Origin of the sequence: Moorena sp. SIO3B2 (assembly GCF_010692525.1) — a bacterium.
In the GTDB taxonomy this organism is placed as follows: domain Bacteria; phylum Cyanobacteriota; class Cyanobacteriia; order Cyanobacteriales; family Coleofasciculaceae; genus Moorena; species Moorena producens.
In genome coordinates, this window is sequence record NZ_JAAHHE010000007.1 from 116,325 (window position 1) to 133,572 (window position 17,248).

16 protein-coding genes and 1 pseudogene are annotated in these 17,248 nt (G+C 44.2%); 10 read left to right on the forward strand and 7 right to left on the reverse strand.

Annotation, left to right across the window (positions count from 1 at the left end; translation table 11 throughout):
- The first annotated feature begins 72 nt into the window (after positions 1-72).
- The 4 genes from ccmM to F6K38_RS03240 all read left to right on the forward strand — a co-directional run bounded on the left by ccmM (position 73) and on the right by F6K38_RS03240 (position 3,470).
- Entirely contained in the window at positions 73-1,752 is a 1,680-nt protein-coding gene (ccmM, locus tag F6K38_RS03225) for a beta-carboxysome scaffolding protein CcmM (protein ID WP_008185078.1), read from the forward strand.
- A 39-nt stretch (positions 1,753-1,791) separates the two neighbouring features.
- The gene (locus tag F6K38_RS03230; protein WP_008185080.1) at positions 1,792-1,953 is read left to right on the forward strand and encodes a hypothetical protein; all 162 of its coding nucleotides are present in this window, start codon (positions 1,792-1,794) and stop codon (positions 1,951-1,953) included.
- Between the two features lie 123 nt (positions 1,954-2,076).
- Positions 2,077-2,823 (forward strand): beta-carboxysome scaffolding protein CcmN, encoded by a 747-nt coding sequence (ccmN, locus tag F6K38_RS03235; protein WP_008185082.1) that lies wholly within the window; start codon positions 2,077-2,079, stop codon positions 2,821-2,823.
- A 74-nt stretch (positions 2,824-2,897) separates the two neighbouring features.
- Positions 2,898-3,470, forward strand: a complete 573-nt coding sequence (locus F6K38_RS03240) for an EF-hand domain-containing protein (protein WP_081431912.1) — start codon at positions 2,898-2,900, stop codon at positions 3,468-3,470.
- Positions 3,471-3,864: 394 nt separating this feature from the next.
- Here the strand turns inward: F6K38_RS03240 and F6K38_RS03245 are convergent, their stop codons facing one another.
- Together F6K38_RS03245 and F6K38_RS03250 are read right to left on the reverse strand one after the other, a co-directional pair.
- Entirely contained in the window at positions 3,865-4,017 is a 153-nt protein-coding gene (locus F6K38_RS03245; protein WP_287356060.1) for a hypothetical protein, read from the reverse strand.
- Between the two features lie 130 nt (positions 4,018-4,147).
- Positions 4,148-4,567: a helix-turn-helix domain-containing protein gene (locus F6K38_RS03250; RefSeq protein WP_008185088.1), complete on the reverse strand. Its 420-nt coding sequence runs from the start codon at positions 4,565-4,567 to the stop codon at positions 4,148-4,150.
- A gap of 595 nt (positions 4,568-5,162) precedes the next feature.
- On the opposite strand from F6K38_RS03250, the gene F6K38_RS03255 reads away from it, so the two are divergent.
- The 4 genes from F6K38_RS03255 to F6K38_RS03270 all read left to right on the forward strand — a co-directional run bounded on the left by F6K38_RS03255 (position 5,163) and on the right by F6K38_RS03270 (position 7,508).
- Complete coding sequence (locus F6K38_RS03255) at positions 5,163-5,789, forward strand: PEP-CTERM sorting domain-containing protein (RefSeq protein ID WP_008185090.1); 627 nt, start codon at positions 5,163-5,165, stop codon at positions 5,787-5,789.
- A gap of 434 nt (positions 5,790-6,223) precedes the next feature.
- A complete protein-coding gene (locus F6K38_RS03260) occupies positions 6,224-6,460 on the forward strand; it encodes a hypothetical protein (RefSeq protein ID WP_044493403.1) in 237 nt (78 codons plus the stop codon).
- Between the two features lie 78 nt (positions 6,461-6,538).
- On the forward strand, positions 6,539-7,015 hold the full coding sequence (locus F6K38_RS03265) for a PEP-CTERM sorting domain-containing protein (RefSeq protein ID WP_287356062.1): 477 nt from the start codon (positions 6,539-6,541) through the stop codon (positions 7,013-7,015).
- A gap of 238 nt (positions 7,016-7,253) precedes the next feature.
- Positions 7,254-7,508, forward strand: a complete 255-nt coding sequence (locus F6K38_RS03270; protein WP_008185096.1) for a hypothetical protein — start codon at positions 7,254-7,256, stop codon at positions 7,506-7,508.
- Positions 7,509-7,886: 378 nt separating this feature from the next.
- On the opposite strand, the gene F6K38_RS03275 is transcribed toward F6K38_RS03270, so the two are convergent.
- Positions 7,887-8,090 (reverse strand): hypothetical protein, encoded by a 204-nt coding sequence (locus F6K38_RS03275; protein ID WP_165691811.1) that lies wholly within the window; start codon positions 8,088-8,090, stop codon positions 7,887-7,889.
- Here F6K38_RS03275 and modA point away from each other — a divergent pair.
- Complete coding sequence (gene modA, locus F6K38_RS03280) at positions 8,005-8,817, forward strand: molybdate ABC transporter substrate-binding protein (RefSeq protein ID WP_008185099.1); 813 nt, start codon at positions 8,005-8,007, stop codon at positions 8,815-8,817. The two genes, F6K38_RS03275 and modA, sit on opposite strands and share 86 nt — an antisense overlap.
- A gap of 256 nt (positions 8,818-9,073) precedes the next feature.
- Positions 9,074-10,339 (forward strand): annotated as a pseudogene (gene modB, locus F6K38_RS03285) (molybdate ABC transporter permease subunit); the annotation flags it as partial.
- Here modB and F6K38_RS03290 read toward each other — a convergent pair.
- The 4 genes from F6K38_RS03290 to F6K38_RS03305 all read right to left on the reverse strand — a co-directional run bounded on the left by F6K38_RS03290 (position 10,332) and on the right by F6K38_RS03305 (position 17,207).
- Entirely contained in the window at positions 10,332-11,339 is a 1,008-nt protein-coding gene (locus F6K38_RS03290; RefSeq protein ID WP_287356064.1) for an ABC transporter permease, read from the reverse strand. The pseudogene modB and the gene F6K38_RS03290 sit on opposite strands and share 8 nt — an antisense overlap.
- A gap of 16 nt (positions 11,340-11,355) precedes the next feature.
- The gene (locus F6K38_RS03295; protein ID WP_287264678.1) at positions 11,356-12,447 is read right to left on the reverse strand and encodes an ABC transporter permease; all 1,092 of its coding nucleotides are present in this window, start codon (positions 12,445-12,447) and stop codon (positions 11,356-11,358) included.
- A 4-nt stretch (positions 12,448-12,451) separates the two neighbouring features.
- On the reverse strand, positions 12,452-14,416 hold the full coding sequence (locus tag F6K38_RS03300; protein ID WP_287251439.1) for an ATP-binding cassette domain-containing protein: 1,965 nt from the start codon (positions 14,414-14,416) through the stop codon (positions 12,452-12,454).
- A gap of 289 nt (positions 14,417-14,705) precedes the next feature.
- On the reverse strand, positions 14,706-17,207 hold the full coding sequence (locus F6K38_RS03305) for a bifunctional serine/threonine-protein kinase/ABC transporter substrate-binding protein (RefSeq protein WP_287356066.1): 2,502 nt from the start codon (positions 17,205-17,207) through the stop codon (positions 14,706-14,708).
- Positions 17,208-17,248: the final 41 nt, after the last annotated feature.

Consider the following 17,248-nt stretch of genomic DNA (forward strand, 5'->3'; position numbering starts at 1 on the left):
TCAAGTGTGGGGCTTGACAAAAATCTATTTCATGACAGTGTATCTCAAATAAAAATTAGGAGGAAAACATCTATGGCATTTAGCACCCAGGCAGCTCCCCCAACACCGTGGTCAAGGAATCTGGCCGAACCAAAAATTGATGACACAGCTTATGTGCATTCTTTTTCCAACATCATTGGAAATGTAGAGATTGCGGCCAATGTATTGATTGCTTCGGGAACCTCGATTCGAGCTGATGAAGGGGGAGCATTTTACATCGGTGAAGGCACTAATATTCAAGATGGTGTTGTGATTCATGGTCTTGAAGAAGGTCGGGTTGTTGGGGATGACCAGAAAGAGTACTCGGTCTGGATTGGCAAGAATGCATCAATTACCCACTTGAGCCTGATTCATGGTCCTGCTTATATTGGGGATGATTGCTTTATTGGCTTTCGCTCTACGGTGTTTAATGCTAGAGTTGGCAAGGGCTGTATTGTGATGATGCATGCCCTTGTTCAGGATGTCGAAATTCCTCCCGGTAAATATGTGCCTTCCGGAGCGGTGATTACTAATCAGCAGCAAGCTGACCGACTACCGGATGTAGAAGAGCAAGATAGAACGTTTGCTAACCATGTGGTGGCAATCAATGAGGCATTGCGGGCGGGTTATCAGTGTGCAGAGGATGATTCCTGCATGATGCCCATCCGCAAGGAAATTGCCGAAAATGCTGACTCTAATGGTCATAGTAGCCCTGATAGTTCCCATAAATCTTTCAGATCAATGTCTTCAAATACAGGATTAAGTTCAGAGCTTCAACAACGAGTTCGTCAACTGTTAGGCCAAGGATACCGAATTGGTGCTGAATATGCTGATGAGCGTCGCTTCCGTACTAGTTCCTGGAAGAGTGCTTCCGGAATAGACTCCGATCGTGAATCAGAAGTGCTCCAATCCTTGGGTGATTGTCTGGCAGACCACGCTGGTGAGTATGTCCGACTAATTGGGATTGACCCGAAAGCTAAACGCCGGGTGTGTGAAGAGATTATCCAAAAACCGGGTGGCCAAGTGTCTCGGAGTTCCAGTGGATCTGGTTCAAGCAGCTACAGCCCCTACAGCTCTGCTCCCCAACCTGCTGCGGCTGTATCTAACAATGGCTTAGAGGCATCAGTGGATGATCTAGTTCGTCAACTGTTGTCCCAAGGGTATCGCATTGGTATTGAGTATGCTGATGAGCGTCGCTTCCGGACTAGTTCCTGGAAGAGTGCTCCTGGCATAAACTCCGATAACGTATCACAGGCTGTGGCAGACCTGGGAGCTTGTTTGGCAGACCACGCTGGTGAGTATGTCCGACTGATTGGGATTGACCCGCAAGCTAAGCGCCGGGTGATGGAAAAGATTATTCAAAAACCTGGGGACACTGTCAACCCTGGTGCTAAATCTGCCCCTAGTAGTAGTAGCTATACTCCCCGTTCAACGCAATCCTCAGGATTTAATGGCAGCAGCGCTTCTGGTTCATCCTTGAGTCAAGATATCATTGATAAGATTCGTAACTTGTTGTCCCAAGGTTTTCGCATTGGTACTGAACATGCGGATAAACGTCGATTCCGCACCAGCTCTTGGCAGAGTTGCTCCCCCATTGATTCTACTCAGGTTTCAGACGTGGTTGAAGGTCTAGAAACCTGCTTGGTTGAACATTCGGGTGAGTATGTAAGGTTGATTGGTATTGATCCGAAAGCTAAACGGCGTGTTCTAGAGACGCTGATTCAAAAGCCGTAATCCATAATTATAGCACAGGGAACAGGGAAAGAGGGGGAAGTGTGGGAGGTGTGGGAAGTGTGGGAAGTGTGGGTAGATGGGGGGAAGCCCCAATACCGCACTGCATCCCTTAGAAAAAAAACCGTCAAACCCTATCCCCCTAATCCCTTGCTGTCAGAATCATTCAATTTAAATCAAGACCAGCTTATTGATAGCTATTAGACTTCTTGCAACGGTAAAGAAGCCATCAAAAATGATAGTGCTAGAGTCAAATTTAATCCTAAAACCCTTTACCCAGAATTCTTTACCCCGACAATTGCAGCGAAGTCTACTGTGCCCAAAATTATGCACTTGCCTAAACTTCTATTGAGTAATAATTCTCATATACACGTGGAAGGAAATGTGAGCATTGATCCTAGTGCTGCTATTTCAGCAGGGGTAATTTTGCGAGCGGATCCAGACAGTAAAATAACGATTGCAGCCGGTGTTTGTATCGGTATGGGAGCAATTATTCATGCTCACAAAGGTACTGTGGAGGTGGAATCAGGAGCGAGTTTGGGAGCTGGGGTTCTGGTCGTGGGGAAGGGAAAAATTGGCGCTAATGCTAGTATTGGCTCCCTGACGACAATTTGGAATCATTCTGTAGAATCCTTACAAGTGGTACCATCAGCCTCCGTGTTGGGGGATAAGGGGCGTCCATTACCGGAAGAGTCTCAACCAACTCCTGATAGCTTGGAGCAGAAACCTCAGGAGTCGTCATCAACTTTACCTGATCAAAGCTTTACCACTGAATCTGTGAATGGTCAAGTGCCATCCACCAGTAATACGGTGGCTACAGATACCACCGAGACTAATACTACAGATACCAATTCTATAGAGACAAATACAACAGAGACTAATACTATAGATACCAATACCACAGATACCAATACCACAGAAACTATTGAAGCTGAGACGACGGCGGAGTCGCAGACAGAATCACCAGCCCCTAAGACTCAACCTACTGTTCATGGGCAGGGGAGCTTGAACCGATTACTGGATACTCTGTTTCCCTATAATCAATCTTTTAATAGTCCTAGCAAAGATACATAGCACCTGCACCGTCTTGACAAAACCCAGTCGAGGCTGGTAAAATAATCCGGGCTTTATTACGGAATTTAGGAAAAATGTCTCCAGAAAAGTTTTTGTCATCCAGTGTTTGGGTTGCCAGGGTGAAAACTTTCTTCCAGGCCATGGATGTCGATCGAGATGGATTTTTGTCCCTCTCGGACTACGAACATACCGCAGATAGGTTGGTGGAACTTGGAGGTGATCCGTCGAGGTCTGAAGAAATCCAGGAGCTGTTTCGCGCCCTGTTTAAGAACATGATGGCTGGAGGGGCTCCGGTCGATGGCAACACCAGAATCAGCGAAGAAGAGTGCCTCGCCAACGCTGCGAAGGCAGTCACCTTGGTCGAATCGGCACGGGAAGTGGCTAGGCGCAAGAACGAAGTCTTCTTTGATCTCATCGACACCGATAACTCCGGAGAGATATCCAGTGAAGAGTACCGGAAGTATCTGGCCATATATTTCGGTGAAGAGGACTCTGAGCGAGCCGATCAGGCTTTCGATAGCATTGATGTTGATGGCAACGGTTCCATCAGCCGCGACGAGTTTATAGAAGGTCATATACACTACTGGTTTGAAGACGGTAGCGACCCAAGCTTTTTTCCCCTTCCCTATGGGCCGTTGGTCGATTAATAGAACTCTTTAATCAATATTTTGTGGCATTTTCTTCGACTTTGGGTAGTATTAACAATCTTGCTGTGTCTTGATGCAATAGCGAGTGGGGATAACCCCCGCAGGTCGGCGCTGCAGTCAAAGTTTGGGGAGTTTGGGGAGATTTTGATTAAGGGTAATTATCGGTATATAATATAATACCTTGGCTGGAGCAGGAAAAGATGACTGCTACTATAACAGGCTTAGTAAGAATAAATTAGCGATCGCATAAGCGCGGAAGCTGAGGCCTTTGGGCCACGCTTTGCGAACGCTTCATCGCGTAGCGTGACTTTTGGTCAATCCCGTAGCAGCTCCCTAGACTCATCCCTTGTTTGCGAACGCGCCCCGCGTGACCAAAGGTCAATCGCAAACGCAGCTACCTAAACCTATCCCTTTTTTGCGATCGCGTAGCGTGACTTTCAGTCAATCCCGTAGCGTGACTTTCAGTCAATCCCGTAGCGTGACTTTCAGTCAATCCCGTAGCGTGACTTTCAGTCAATCCCGTAGCGTGACTTTTGGTCAATCCCATAAAAATATTACCATTTTGCGAACGCGCCCCGCGTGACCTGTGGTCAATCCCATAACAGCTCCCTAGAAGTATCCCTTACGGTCATGATCACCAAATTTGGTGATCCAATTGTTTGGCATGGGTGACGTTCCTACACTTCACTATCCGTTAAGTGTAAGCTTCTAGCACTCCTTAGAGCTACTAAAACTTCCTTTGAGGTACTATTAGTTATAGAGCTATTTATAACCGGATTCCCTTTACATACGTCCTGTAAAGTATTCGCCGGAACTCGGGTAAAGTCCAGCAATTCACCTGAATGGACAACTGTCACCAAGTCTTTTTTCCAGATTGGTAACAGCTTTTTTTGACTGAAATAACCGGGGTTATCTCTGAGTTCTGGTAGATAAGTAATCAACGGACAAGAATTAACAGCAGTGCGGTTTTCATTCCACCACCGAAAGCGATCGCCCAACTGCCAGTTGTACCAGTACCGACAAATCCGTAGCCAATCATTTAGTTCTAGTTTTTGTTGACTACTTGGATAAGCCTGGTATTGGTAGTTGAGCAGCATCACGATCACCTCCTAGTTTTTATTGCGCTTTACATATTATAGACTGTAGTGCTTCTCAATTAGGTGAGGGACTTTCGTCTTAGGGAGTACGGAGATGGAGAGATGGAGATTGAGATCAGCAAGAATTGTCGTTTCGCCGATCAGCGACTGCATCACTACTCCCTGTTCTCTGTTCCCTGTTCCCTTTTATATATTATCAATCCTATACTAATCAGGCAATTTGGCATCGGCACTTTTAGGGCTTTTGATAAAGTATTGACATAGAATTTAAAGGTAAGTATAATTCAAGCTAACTCTATTTTTTTAAATCGATTCTGATAAATCATAATAATTTATCATAGCAAAAAAATCCTGTTAACTATTTCGTAAGCATTCAGCCCTCAGCTGTCAGCTTTCAGGCGTAACTCAGATTAAACGTTCCCGTAGCCTGGCCTTTATCCAAATCTTACCTATTTTCTTCAAAAACTGTTCCCGTAGCGTGGGCGTAGCGCATTAGCTGAATGCTTACACTCTTTCCTACCGTTCCCTGTTCCCAGATCCGCTGTTCCCTATTCCCTATTCCCTATTCTACACATACTGAACGAGGATACTTTCTGTGACTAATCTTTCTCACCAATTCGCACTTGTTACTACTGCTGTCGCTTTAACCTCTGCTACTGTTGCAGTTTTACCGGCTGCTGCTGAGCAGATAATTAACCAAGAATTCAGCGGCGAACTTGAATTATCGGATTTTCCTGATTTTCTGCTAGAGCCTCCTCCCGAAACTAGAGATTACGAGGGGTTTGTTGAGTACAATACTGAAGGGGAATTACTCTCTTGGTTTCTTGATGTAGAAGGCTTAGAGCAAGTCGGTTCTGATATTACCCTTGAACCGTTGCCTTCTCCTTTTCCTTCTCCTCTTCCTGTTCCTCCTAGAAACTTTATTACTACCTTTGACGCTACCCCTGATAGTTGGATTCTAGATATCGATTTTGGTAGGGCTGTTGATGCCGGGGCTTATACTCTTACCTGGAACAGAGACTCAGGAATTACCTTTACTCTTGGGGGTTCGCTATTACCTCCAACTGTCTATGTTGATCCCAATCCTACTTTTAGCGAAACGATCACCAAGGATCCCTCAAAGCCAGATCCAACTAGTGTACCTGAACCGGCTTCTGGATTAGCGCTACTGGGACTTAGTGCTTTAGGTGCTGGTTCATTGTTGAAAAGAAAGCAGCAATAATAAGGGATTATGGTTAAGTTATATTAACTAAATATAGAGCGATTTTAGTCCATTTTTATGGACTTTTTTTTTGTTATATATACTTGTAATGGCTGATATAACTTACAAATAATGTATCAATATTGCAAATAAACGGGCGGCAGATGCAGACGCTATCCCAAAAAATAGAAGTCAGTAAAATGGCCTATAAGTTAATTTAATCTTTCCCCTGTTGTTATTTTTTGTGATAGTCTAATTTTAGCAAATGTGATCGAGTTATTTTTTTTGCCAAAAGAATAATTCGGCGTAAAGGTTAAAGTTTTACCAGATTAAATCGTCTGTGTGATAAATTATTCGGTGCTTGAGATTTTTTGGGAAACTATCCAAAATCTTAATTGCCCACTTTGTGGTGCAATTAACTCAATTTGTCTACTTACTCAACCAGGAGAATTTCTTTGATTAATTTTTATAAACAATTAGGTGTTGTTACTACTGCTATCGCTTTAACCTGTGCTACTGTTGGAGTTTTACCCGCTGCTGCTTTCCAGATAATCAAGCACGAATTCAGTGGCGAACTTGAATTGTTGTCTTCTCCTAGATTTGGTCTGCCGTCTATATTTATATTGGATGAGTCTAGTGGTACACTAGAACCTTTTTCCCAAACTAAAGATTACGAAGGGTTTGTTGAGTAAACTACTGAAGGAGAATTACTCTCTTGGTCTCTTGATGTAGAAGATTCATCTCGACTAGGTTCTGATACGCTTGAACCTTTGCCTTTTCCTGTTACTCTTGATCCTAGAACCTTTGTTACTACAGTAGGTTCTGATCTTACTTTTGAAATTTTGCCTACTACTCTCCCTATTATTCCTAGAACTTTTGTTACTACGTTTAAAGCTACCCCTGATAATTGGACTCTAGATGTCGATTTTGGTAGGTTTATGGACCTAGGAGGTCAGACCCTTAGCTGGAACAGAGAGTCAGGAATTAGGTTTACTCGTGACTCAGTCTTCTTTCCTCCAACTATCTATGTTGATCTCAATCCTAATTTTAGCGAAACTATCACCAACCTTCCCTCAAACTGGGTTGATGTTGATCCCAATCCTAATTTTAGCGAAACTATCACCAGCATTAATAAAGTTCCCTCAAACTTGGTTAATCCAGCAAGTGTACCTGAACCTGCTTCTGGATTAGCACTACTGGGACTTAGTGCTTTAGGTGCTGGTTCATTGTTTAGAAAAAATAAATAATTAAGAGCACCAAGTAAAAAGTTTATCTGTAAAGGTAGGCAACATAGAACAGGTCTATCGTTAAAATTAATACAAAAAAAAGCGATCGCATAATCTTTGCGATGCTCTGAAAGAGCCGCTACGCGATCGCTTTTTTTTTACCCTTAAAATAACCCCCAAAAAAATTATAAAAACCCCTTGACAAATTAATACTATAATCATTACAATAATCATATAAACAAAATTCAACTCTTGAGCTATGTCGCAAGAATTTATCCCTAACCCCGACAATAATCCTGAACATCCAATTCCTGGCATTAATCTTGAAGATCTTTTCCCAAAAGAACAACCTGTTCAGCACATTTTAAAGGGGCCTCGTCAAGCAGTAACTAATACTATTCATACCCTCTCTGCCATGGGCTACGCACAGGCTTCCGAGTGGAGTCCTCTGCAACCTACGGGCATGCCAGGAGAGGTGATTACTATCATCACTAAGTATTGGATGCTACGTTAAAACGTTAGTTTTTCGGGGGGTTTCTCCCCCCTTGGCAAAAACCAAGGTTCCGGTATGATTAAATAGGATCATATTTCGATGGGTTCGGGAACTGAGTGACATAGCGATGCAGCGCGGTCTTGGGGGTTTCCCCCATGAGCGACTGCATCAAGAGAGCGATTTAACTCCACTTACTGTGGACTTGAAATAGCCGTGGACATGATTTATACGGCTATTTTTTTTGTTGTTAAGGGGAGCATGTCAATTTTGTTAATCCCTGATTTAGATCCCCCTAAATCCCCCTTAATAAGGGGGACTTTTGAATCTAATTCCCCCCTTTTTTAAGGGGGGCTAGGGGGGATCTATTTACCTAATTACAAAGGTGACATGCTCCCGTTGTTAAGTATCTAATTGGGTAGGGAGTAGGGAATCGGGAATCGGGAGTCGGGAATCGGGAATAAAATTTAAATGAACCTCACGCTTACTAAAAAGCGCTATAACTCTACTACTCAGTTTTATGGTTAAATCCTTAATTAGATCATGGTTGTTGTACTTAAGTCTATCCTTAGTTTTAATAGCTTGCGGTGCTCCTAGCCTTAACAATCAACAGCCAGAAGTGGTGAGCCTAACGGTATCAGTGGCTGCTAGCTTACAAGATGCTATGAAAGCTATCAAAGTACTCTACACTAAGCAAACACCAGACGTTACAATTATTTATAACTTTGCATCCTCTGGTTCGTTGCAGCAACAAATCGAACAGGGAGCGCCAGTGGATGTTTTTATTTCAGCAGCTCCGAAACAGATGACTGCTCTGGAATCTAAGGGGCTTTTACTAGAAGGTACCAGGCAAAGTCTTCTTAATAATCAGGTAGTTTTAATTAGTCCTAAAGACGAGACTGGTATCTCTAATTTTCAGGACTTAAGGTCTGATAACATCAGTAAAATAGCAATGGGAGACCCGGAAAGTGTACCAGCTGGACAGTATGCTAAGGAAGTTCTCTCTACTCTTAATATGTTTGACCAGCTCAAACCGAAGTTGGTTTTTGCCAAAGATGTTCGCCAAGTTCTATCTTATGTGGAAACCGGTAATGTGGATGCTGGATTGGTGTATGCAACAGATGTTGAGGTATCAAACCAAGTTAAACGAGTTGCTACTGCTCCGCCAGAGTCTTACTCCCGGATTATCTACCCAGTAGCGGTATTGAAGGAGTCTAAAAACCCTGATCATGCTAACCAGTTTGTGCAGTTTCTTATGGGTGATTCAGCTAAAAATGTATTTTTGAGGTATGGGTTTACTATGGCAGATAAGGGAGTAGGGAGTAGGGAGTAGGGAATAGGGAATAGGGAACAGGGAACAGGGAACAGGGAACAGGGAACAAATAAAAAATTTTTATGTACCTTATTAGACTAGTAAACGCTATATTTAAATATACCAAATTATCGAAAAATACTTCTTCTCTCTCCCCTGGTGGTGCGTTACGGGACGGGCTTGCTAAGGCTGACGACGAGGCGAAAAATCAGTTCGAGCCCTTCCCTAACGCACCCTACGCAATTTGCCACACTACCCATACTCTTTGTTCAACACTATGGAAGATTTATCTCCTTTATGGATTTCCCTAAAAACTGCTGGCTTGGCTACTATCTTGGCTTTCTTTCTAGGAATTACAGTAGCGGGCTGGATGTTTAGCTATCAAGGGAAAGGTAAAGGAATTATTGATAGTATCTTAACCCTTCCGATAGTGCTACCGCCTACAGTAGTTGGCTTTTTATTACTGTTGTTACTAGGTAGAAATAGCCCAGTGGGACAGCTATTGAGGCAATTGGGAATATCTGTAATCTTGTCTTGGCCTGCGACTGTGATTGCTGCTACTGTAGTTGCCTTTCCTTTGATGTATAAAACTGTATTGGCAGCTTTCAAACAAGTCAATCAGGATTTGATTAATTGTGCCCGTACCTTGGGGGCTTCTGAATGTAGGGTATTTTGGCAAGTGTTGCTACCGTTGGCTTGGCCAGGGGTGATGGCGGGGACAGTTCTGGCGTTTGCTAGAGCTTTGGGAGAGTTTGGCGCTACTCTAATGCTAGCCGGGAGTATTCCTGGCAGAACCCAAACCATTGCGATCGCTATCTTTTTTGCAGCCCAAGCCGGGAGGATGGGGGAAGCACTACTATGGGTGTTGATCATGGTAGCGATCGCTCTCGTGGCAATCACTATCATTAACTATGAACAGGGAGTAGGGACTTCGGAGCAGGGAACAGGGAACAGGGAACAGGGAACAGGGAAAAAATCTAACATAGAAGTAAGTAAGGGATCCCCCCTAACCCCCCTTAATAAGGGGGGGACAAGAACTTCCCTGATTAAGGGGGGGACTAGAGCTTCCCTTAATCAGAGAGGAAAAGAGCAGGGAGCAGGGAAAAAATCTAATATAGAAGTAAGTAAGGGATCCCCCCTAACCCCCCTTAATAAGGGGGGGACAAGAACTTCCCTGATTAAGGGGGGGACTAGAGCTTCCCTTAATCAGGGGGGAAAAGAGCAGGGAGCAGGGAAAAAATCTAATATAGAAGTAAGTAAGGGATCCCCCCTAACCCCCCTTAATAAGGGGGGGACAAGAACTTCCCTGATTAAGGGGGGGACTAGAGCTTCCCTTAATCAGGGGGGAAAAGAGCAGGGAGCAGGGAAAAAATCTAATATAGAACCAAGTCAAGGACTGTTAGTAGAGTTACGAAAAGAGGTAAGCTCTAGCTTTACCCTAGATGCTAAATTTACTGCTAATGGTAAGCCCTTAGGAATCTTAGGGGCTTCTGGTTCTGGTAAAAGTATGACGCTACGGTGTATTGCTGGTTTGGCTACACCAAGATGTAATAGCGCAGTGGATCTAGAAGGGTCAATCCTTGAAACAAAGGAGGCATGGCTTCAATGGGGGTGTAAGCTCCAGATAACTGCACTAGAGGCACATTAATAAAAAGCGTGGTCAGGAATGCTTGTAGCATATTCTGGTTTAGCAGACCTAAGATTAGTCCTAGTTCAGATGTCAGCAGAATATAAACAATTGTGCTAGTCATAAACATTAGCCAACTACCACGAAATGGTAGGTTGAAGACAACTTGGCTAAACCCGTTTGTGATTAGCACCATGACTAGGATAATCCCCAAAAGGGGAAGCAGTTTGCCTAGAAGCACTTCCCAAGGAAGTAGGGGAGTAAGCAAAAGTTGTTCAAAAGTGCCATAATCTTTTTCTGCTGTCATGGTGGAGGAAGCTGCAAAAGTGCTAATTGCCGTCAAAATTACCCCCAATACCCCCGGCACAAAATACCAACTGCTCACCAGTCCGGGATTATATAGAATAGTTGTCTGTAGATTAATCAGGGAAGAGTCAGGGGAATTGTCATTACGATAGCGATACTGACGGATGATTTGGCTCAAATAACCCTGAAGAATACCGACTCGATTAGCATCAACACCGTCAATCAGGAGTTGCACCTCAGCTAAGTTACCTTGAGAGAGTTGCTGATCAAACTCTGGCGGAATTACAAGAGCAACCTTGATTTTTCCTGCCAGTAGCGATCGCTCTAAATTCTTTTCTTGTAAAGTTTGTACAGTGGGCACAACCACATCACTAGCAGTTAGAGTCGCCACAAACTCTCGACTGGCTGAAGTCTGGGCATAGTCCACTACCCCTAAGCTAACCTGTTCAACACTGGGGTTAAGGGCAAAGCCGTAAAACATCACGAAAAAAACTGGTACCAAGACAATTGTGGTAATAAGCTGGCGATCGCGGAAGATATTGGTCATTTCCTTGAGAACAACTGCCCAAACACCTTTACCTGGGAAAAATCCGAGCTTCCTCTTCGCCATGCTGGATTACGGTTTTCTATATCTGCCGAATTCGCCACCACGATAACATGAACATTCCAATTGTCAGCAGGAATAGAATAGGAATAACATGGCCAATACGAAGCCAGCCCACACCTACTACAAATGCATCTCGGGTGAGTTCAATATAGTAACGAGCTGCCACGACATTGGCAACCAGTGACAGTGGCCAAGGAATATTTTCCACAGGGTAAATAAAACCTGACAGCCAGGTAGACATTAAAAGTCCAGTATTCATAACACTCTGCACAGCAACCAAGGCTTGCTTGGAATAAACGCCAACTACCAGTCCATAAACCACACTGACCATCAAAAACAGCCCAGTGCCCACTAGCAGCGGCCAAGGATTTGCTACTGGCCAAAGGTCAAACAGCAACCCCCCCAACCCCATCAACAGTACCGCTTCGCCAATGGCAATCAGTACATAGGCCAAAGCCTTCCCCAGAAGAAACTCCCAAGCACTAATCCCTGATGCTTTGACCTGAACTAACGTCCCTTGTTCTTTCTCCCGTACCACCGCCATTGCTACTATCAAACCAGGATAACTAAATAAAATGACGGCATAAACACCCGGCACAATAAAAAGAGATTCTTTTCGACCCGGATTAAACCAGATACGGGTATGAGCGAAAACATCGGGACGCTGAGTCTGAAAACCTTGCTTTTCCAAGAAAAATTGAGTGGTAGCACGAAGGCTGTTCTGGATGACCCGAGGATTGTTCACATCTGTGCCATCGATTAAAACCTGGAGGGCATTGGTTTTTCCCTTTTTCAATTGCCGTGAAAAGTCGGGAGGAATAACCACTATTGCTTGAGCGATGCCCCGATCAAGCAAATCTATACCATCGGTTGTGGTAGCTGCTACAGGCTTAAACTGATTAGTGGCAAAAACCTGCTCAATATAGGCTCGACTGAGGGGGCTATTGTCAAAATCTCTGACGGCTAATGGTACATCCTTAATTTCAAGGCGAATGGCAAAGCCAAAAATCAGCATGGTCATTAAAGGCAACAAGAATACCAATGCTGCCCCTAGGCGATCGCGACGAAATTGCGCCAGTTCTTTGATGCACTGAGCCAAAATCCTGTCCATCGCGCTACCTTTTCTTAGGATGTTGTGAAATGTTGAGAAACGCTGCTTCTAAGGAGAAGGGGATGGGAGTGATTTGGTGAGGTTGGACTTCTACCGAAGCTAGATAATTCCGTAGCTGGGACATATGTGACGGCTGATCCAGAATCATCTGGATGCGATCGCCCATAAATACCATGCGCCAAGGCTCAAATTGTTGTTCTAAGCTATACAGGGTGTTTTTGGGAGAGGCAGACAAAATTTCTACGAGGGTAACGGTTTGCTGGGCTTTGATAGCGGCAGGAGACCCTTGCAGAATTAGCTCTCCCAACCGCATAAACAGCAAATTAGTGCAGTATTCCGCCTCTTCCATAGAGTGGGTAGTGACAACAATCGCTGTACCTTGGCGGGCAAACCCCTGAAGAATTTGCCAGAACTGCCGTCGCACCAGAATATCCATGCCACTGGTAGGTTCATCTAGAAACAGGATATCTGGCTCGTGTAGAATAGCGGCTCCGAAAGCTACTCGCTGTTTATTCCCCCCAGATAGATTTCTAAGTCGTTGATTAGCGGACTGGGTTAAGCCAAAAGTCTGAAGTATCCAATCGATGCGAGCATTACGTTGCTGACGAGGAACTCCATAAGCTCGACCAAAAAAAGACAAATTTTCTAGGATGGTTAAGTCTGGATACAACGTCAATTTCTGACTCATGTAGCCAATTCTTTGTTTTACTGAGGGTGAATGGGGTGGCAAATGCTCAGATGTGTAGCAAATTTTTCCGCTACTGGGGCGCAGCAGACCACATAGGAGCTTCATGAGTGTCGTTTTGCCAGCACCATTGGCCCCGAGCAGTCCCAAAATTTCACCTCGACTAATAGTAAAGCTTAGCGATCGCACGGCCTGAAAAGTACCATAAACCTTGCTGACCTGATCTACCTTCACTATCCAATTAACATTAGAAGCTGAGTTATGGGGTGGTGAAGATCTCTGGGACACTGTAGATAACAACCCTGGAAGACTTGCCTTTACCCCTGAGGATCGCTGCAAATGATTGGCCATGACATGCTCCAGGGTAGGATTGGCAGGCTGTATCCGAGCTGAGGGTAGTTGGTGAAGATGTAATATTTGTTGTATGGCCTCCTCTGCAGAGATAGCCTGTTTGCTGACAAAAACTATCATGCGATCCCCCAGGGGTTTGAGATCTACAACTGGAGTATGGTTATTTGCGATCGCATTTTGCAAAGCCTGTTCAGTTGCGGCAAAAATTGGCCCCGATGCCAACATTGGATCCTCAGGCACCACCTCAAAACAAGATAATTCCATACTGGCACGCAAATCTTCTGGAGGTCCAATTTGTTGAATGGTGCCGTTGTGGATTAAGGCAACGCGATCGCACCGTTCTGCCTCATCTAGATAATGGGTTGCCACCACAATAGTAGTTCCCTGCTGAGCAATTTTTGCTAAAAAGCTCCAAATCTCACGGCGGAAGACAGCATCAATACCAGTAGAGACCTCATCTAACAGTAGAATTTGGGGCTGGGTAATCAATGCACAGCATAGAGCCAGCTTTTGCTTCATTCCCCCTGATAAATGTCCTGCTAATCTATCAGCAAAAGGCTTAAGGGCTAACCATTGGAGATACTGCTTTCGGCGAGATTGAAAGATTTGCTCGGGTAGACGACGCATTTTAGCGTAGTAACGGAGGTTTTCCTCCACACTCAAATCGGAATACAGTGAAAACTGTTGTGTTAAGTATCCTAGGGATGACCTTACCATTGCTGGTGGTTGTCCCATGACCCGAATCATTCCCGACGTTACTTTTTGTACCCCAGCTAACGCTTTTATTGTGGATGTTTTACCAGCACCGTTGGTGCCTATCAATCCAAAAATCTCCCCAGGATACACCTCAAAGTCAATGCCATTGACAGCAGCAAATTTATCGTAATACTGTCGTAATCCTTTTACTTGAATAATGGCTTGATTTTGTTTCATTCCGGCTTTTTATTTTATTGAATCCTGTGCTATTACCACTGGCTTGCCTAGGGGAGGCATTGATGTTTTAACTGTTGAAGAAAATGATTGTAGACGTCAACAGATTCTATCAAGCAACAGCAATTGACTGGTTATGTGGCAATAAGGCGGCATCGGGAGCATGTCACCTTTGTAATTATCTACATAGATAACCCCTAACCCCCCGTGAACCTTGAGGGTAAATTTAGATAATTATTAGTTAATTATTACACAATTATAGTAAGCTATTAGCTAACTAAAACTCCTAAAACTAATTAGAGGGTATGGGAAGAAAATCGTAACCGCTGGAAGTGTTCTGATTCGGGAGAATTTTTACCAGTTGGACTGAGCCATTGCGATCGCCTGAACGCAAAAACCGAATTGAACCAGATACTCCAGGGGCTAAAAAGTCTGAGGATGAGAGGGCTTCTTGAACACCAGCACGAGTGGGATTACGTTTGAGGGCTTCTATCAAAGCTTGGGTTCCATCGTAAGCCATGGCTGTGCGCCAGTTAACCTCGGCATTCCAAAGGGCTTTGGATTTACGGACAAAGTCTGACTGAGGGTTGCTATCAATATCCCAAAAAACAGCTACCACCATTTCAACAGCATTTTCTGCACCTTTCTCTAAGGTCTTGGGAGAATACATTACATCTCCTCCCAACAGAATTAGACGTTTACCATTGACCTTAACAACCTCCAAAGCTTGATCTAGAACTGCTGAGTTAGGAGCTAAAAATAGCACCTGTGCTCCCCGCTGAATCGCTTGTTCTACAGGTATAGCAGGATTAAAATCTGGATTGGAGATGTCAACCTCATCAACAACTTGTCCTCCTCCTAGGGAAACGGCTGTGACAAATTCAGTTTTGATAGACTTGCTGTAGTCACTCTTATAATTATAGAAAACTGCTGCATTCTGCTTTTTCAACTGGGTGTTCATGTAGTTAGCTAAGGCTCTGGCTGAAAAAGCATCATTTGGCACTGAGCGAAACACATAAGGGCTAAAGTTTGACAACTTTACTGAAGTACTAACGGGAGAGATAGCTGCTAGTTTCCCGGAATTATATACTTCTCCTGCAGCTAAGGTTACACTACTAGCGGAATGACCAATTACAGCTAATATTTCCGGATTGTTGACCAATGCTGACGCAATTTTTTTAGCAGTATCGGGATTTTGATCATCACTCGTAATGACTACTTTGAGGGGTACGCCATTAATTCCCCCAGTTTTATTGATTTCATCTTGAGCTTGAGCAACGCCACGCAAAATTGCTAATGTGCCATCGGGGTCAGTAGCAATCGGTCCAGCTACAGCAATAGTATAGGATTTCTGATTACCAATGCGAGCATTATTTAGATAAATTAGAGTTTCAGGAGCGTTGGGGTATTTCCGAATTGCTGCTTCAAAGTCACTCACGGCTTTGTCATAATCCCCAGCAGCCATGGCTGCCATACCCTTTTGTTTTGCAGCTTGGAATTGCAGATTTGGAGTGCCTACCTCTTCTGTTTTAACTAGGGACTTTTCCCCAAGGCTAATTCGAGCTTGAATATTACTCTGATCAGGTGTTGAAGTTGGAGTAATTTGAGCATTCGTAGCAAGAGGTGATGGGTTGGGTGACTCCGTAGTCTTGGGAGTGTTATTAAATAAAAATAAGCAGATTAAATAGATAAGGATGCCAATAACAGTAGTGGCGACACCGATGGGAAGCAATAACCGACGAGGGTTTTGAGAGCCAACTCCGGAAGACTGAGACCCACCAAACGGTTGCGGCGATGAGGCTGGTGCTGGGGAAAGTTGAGATGGTGGTAATGAAATCTCTGTGGGTTGAGGTTGCCCAGACTGTGGTATCGATGGAATCCCTGTTGAGGGGATTGGAGAGTTCTGTTGCGGAATTTGTGTCGATTGTATTATTGTCGGCTGTTGTACTGATTTGTGTTGTGGTACTGAGACTTGTGGGTATGACTCCAGAGCCTGTATAACCTCTGTGGCAGACTGGTAACGTTCCCTAAAATGGTAGCGCACCATCTTAGATAGAATCCTCTTTAAGTCATCGCTGATCTTTGCCCAAGGTTCCCAAATCACTTCTCCAGTATTAGGGTCTTCTTGAATTTGATTAATCGTTAAGCCAGTTACTGCCTGGATAGCAATCATGCCAAGACCATAAATATCACTGTTGGCACGAGGATTACCTCTGCCTTGTTCTGTGGACATATAACCAGGGGTTCCAACGGCAATTGTGCCACTGACCTGATTGTTCGGTCCGCGAATTTGCTTGACTGTGCCGAAGTCAACTAAAACCAGCTTATTGTCCTGATGTCGTCGGATAATATTATCGGGCTTGATATCACGATGGATAACTCGATTTTGGTGGATAAAGCTGAGAGCTCTCAAGACTTCCTGAAGCATTTGACGAACTTGGCTTTCAGACCAGCTTTGACCAGGTTTGATTTCACTGCTGAGGGTGTTTCCTTCAATAAACTCTTGAACCAGGTAAAACTCTTCATCTTCCTCGAAGTAAGCTAAAAGCATTGGAATTTGGTCATGCTTCCCCAGTCTCTCTAGAGTTTCGGCTTCAGTTCGGAACAAACGTCTGGCATTTTCCAAGGATTTGGGATGGTTGCTAGGTGGCTTCAGTTGTTTGATAACGCACTGGGGATTAGTGGGTCGGCGAGTATCTTCGGCAATGTAAGTTTTTCCAAATCCACCCTGGGCTAGGGTATCAATTACTCGATAACGCCGATCAAGTAAATCATTTGGCTTGAAATCTGTCATAAAAGTTCGGATCTCGGAACTACGGATCACAGAATTACGGA

What these genes read in the sequence shown, in the direction of transcription:
- ccmM (WP_008185078.1), top strand. Translation starts at nt 73, where the DNA reads ATGGCATTTAGCACCCAGGCAGCTCCCCCAACACCGTGGTCAAGGAAT.
- ccmN (WP_008185082.1), top strand. Translation starts at nt 2,077, where the DNA reads ATGCACTTGCCTAAACTTCTATTGAGTAATAATTCTCATATACACGTG.
- F6K38_RS03240 (WP_081431912.1), top strand. Translation starts at nt 2,898, where the DNA reads ATGTCTCCAGAAAAGTTTTTGTCATCCAGTGTTTGGGTTGCCAGGGTG.
- F6K38_RS03245 (WP_287356060.1), bottom strand. Translation starts at nt 4,017, where the DNA reads ATGGGATTGACCAAAAGTCACGCTACGGGATTGACTGAAAGTCACGCT.
- F6K38_RS03250 (WP_008185088.1), bottom strand. Translation starts at nt 4,567, where the DNA reads ATGCTGCTCAACTACCAATACCAGGCTTATCCAAGTAGTCAACAAAAA.
- F6K38_RS03270 (WP_008185096.1), top strand. Translation starts at nt 7,254, where the DNA reads ATGTCGCAAGAATTTATCCCTAACCCCGACAATAATCCTGAACATCCA.
- modA (WP_008185099.1), top strand. Translation starts at nt 8,005, where the DNA reads ATGGTTAAATCCTTAATTAGATCATGGTTGTTGTACTTAAGTCTATCC.
- F6K38_RS03290 (WP_287356064.1), bottom strand. Translation starts at nt 11,339, where the DNA reads ATGGCGAAGAGGAAGCTCGGATTTTTCCCAGGTAAAGGTGTTTGGGCA.
- F6K38_RS03295 (WP_287264678.1), bottom strand. Translation starts at nt 12,447, where the DNA reads ATGGACAGGATTTTGGCTCAGTGCATCAAAGAACTGGCGCAATTTCGT.
- F6K38_RS03300 (WP_287251439.1), bottom strand. Translation starts at nt 14,416, where the DNA reads ATGAAACAAAATCAAGCCATTATTCAAGTAAAAGGATTACGACAGTAT.
- F6K38_RS03305 (WP_287356066.1), bottom strand. Translation starts at nt 17,207, where the DNA reads ATGACAGATTTCAAGCCAAATGATTTACTTGATCGGCGTTATCGAGTA.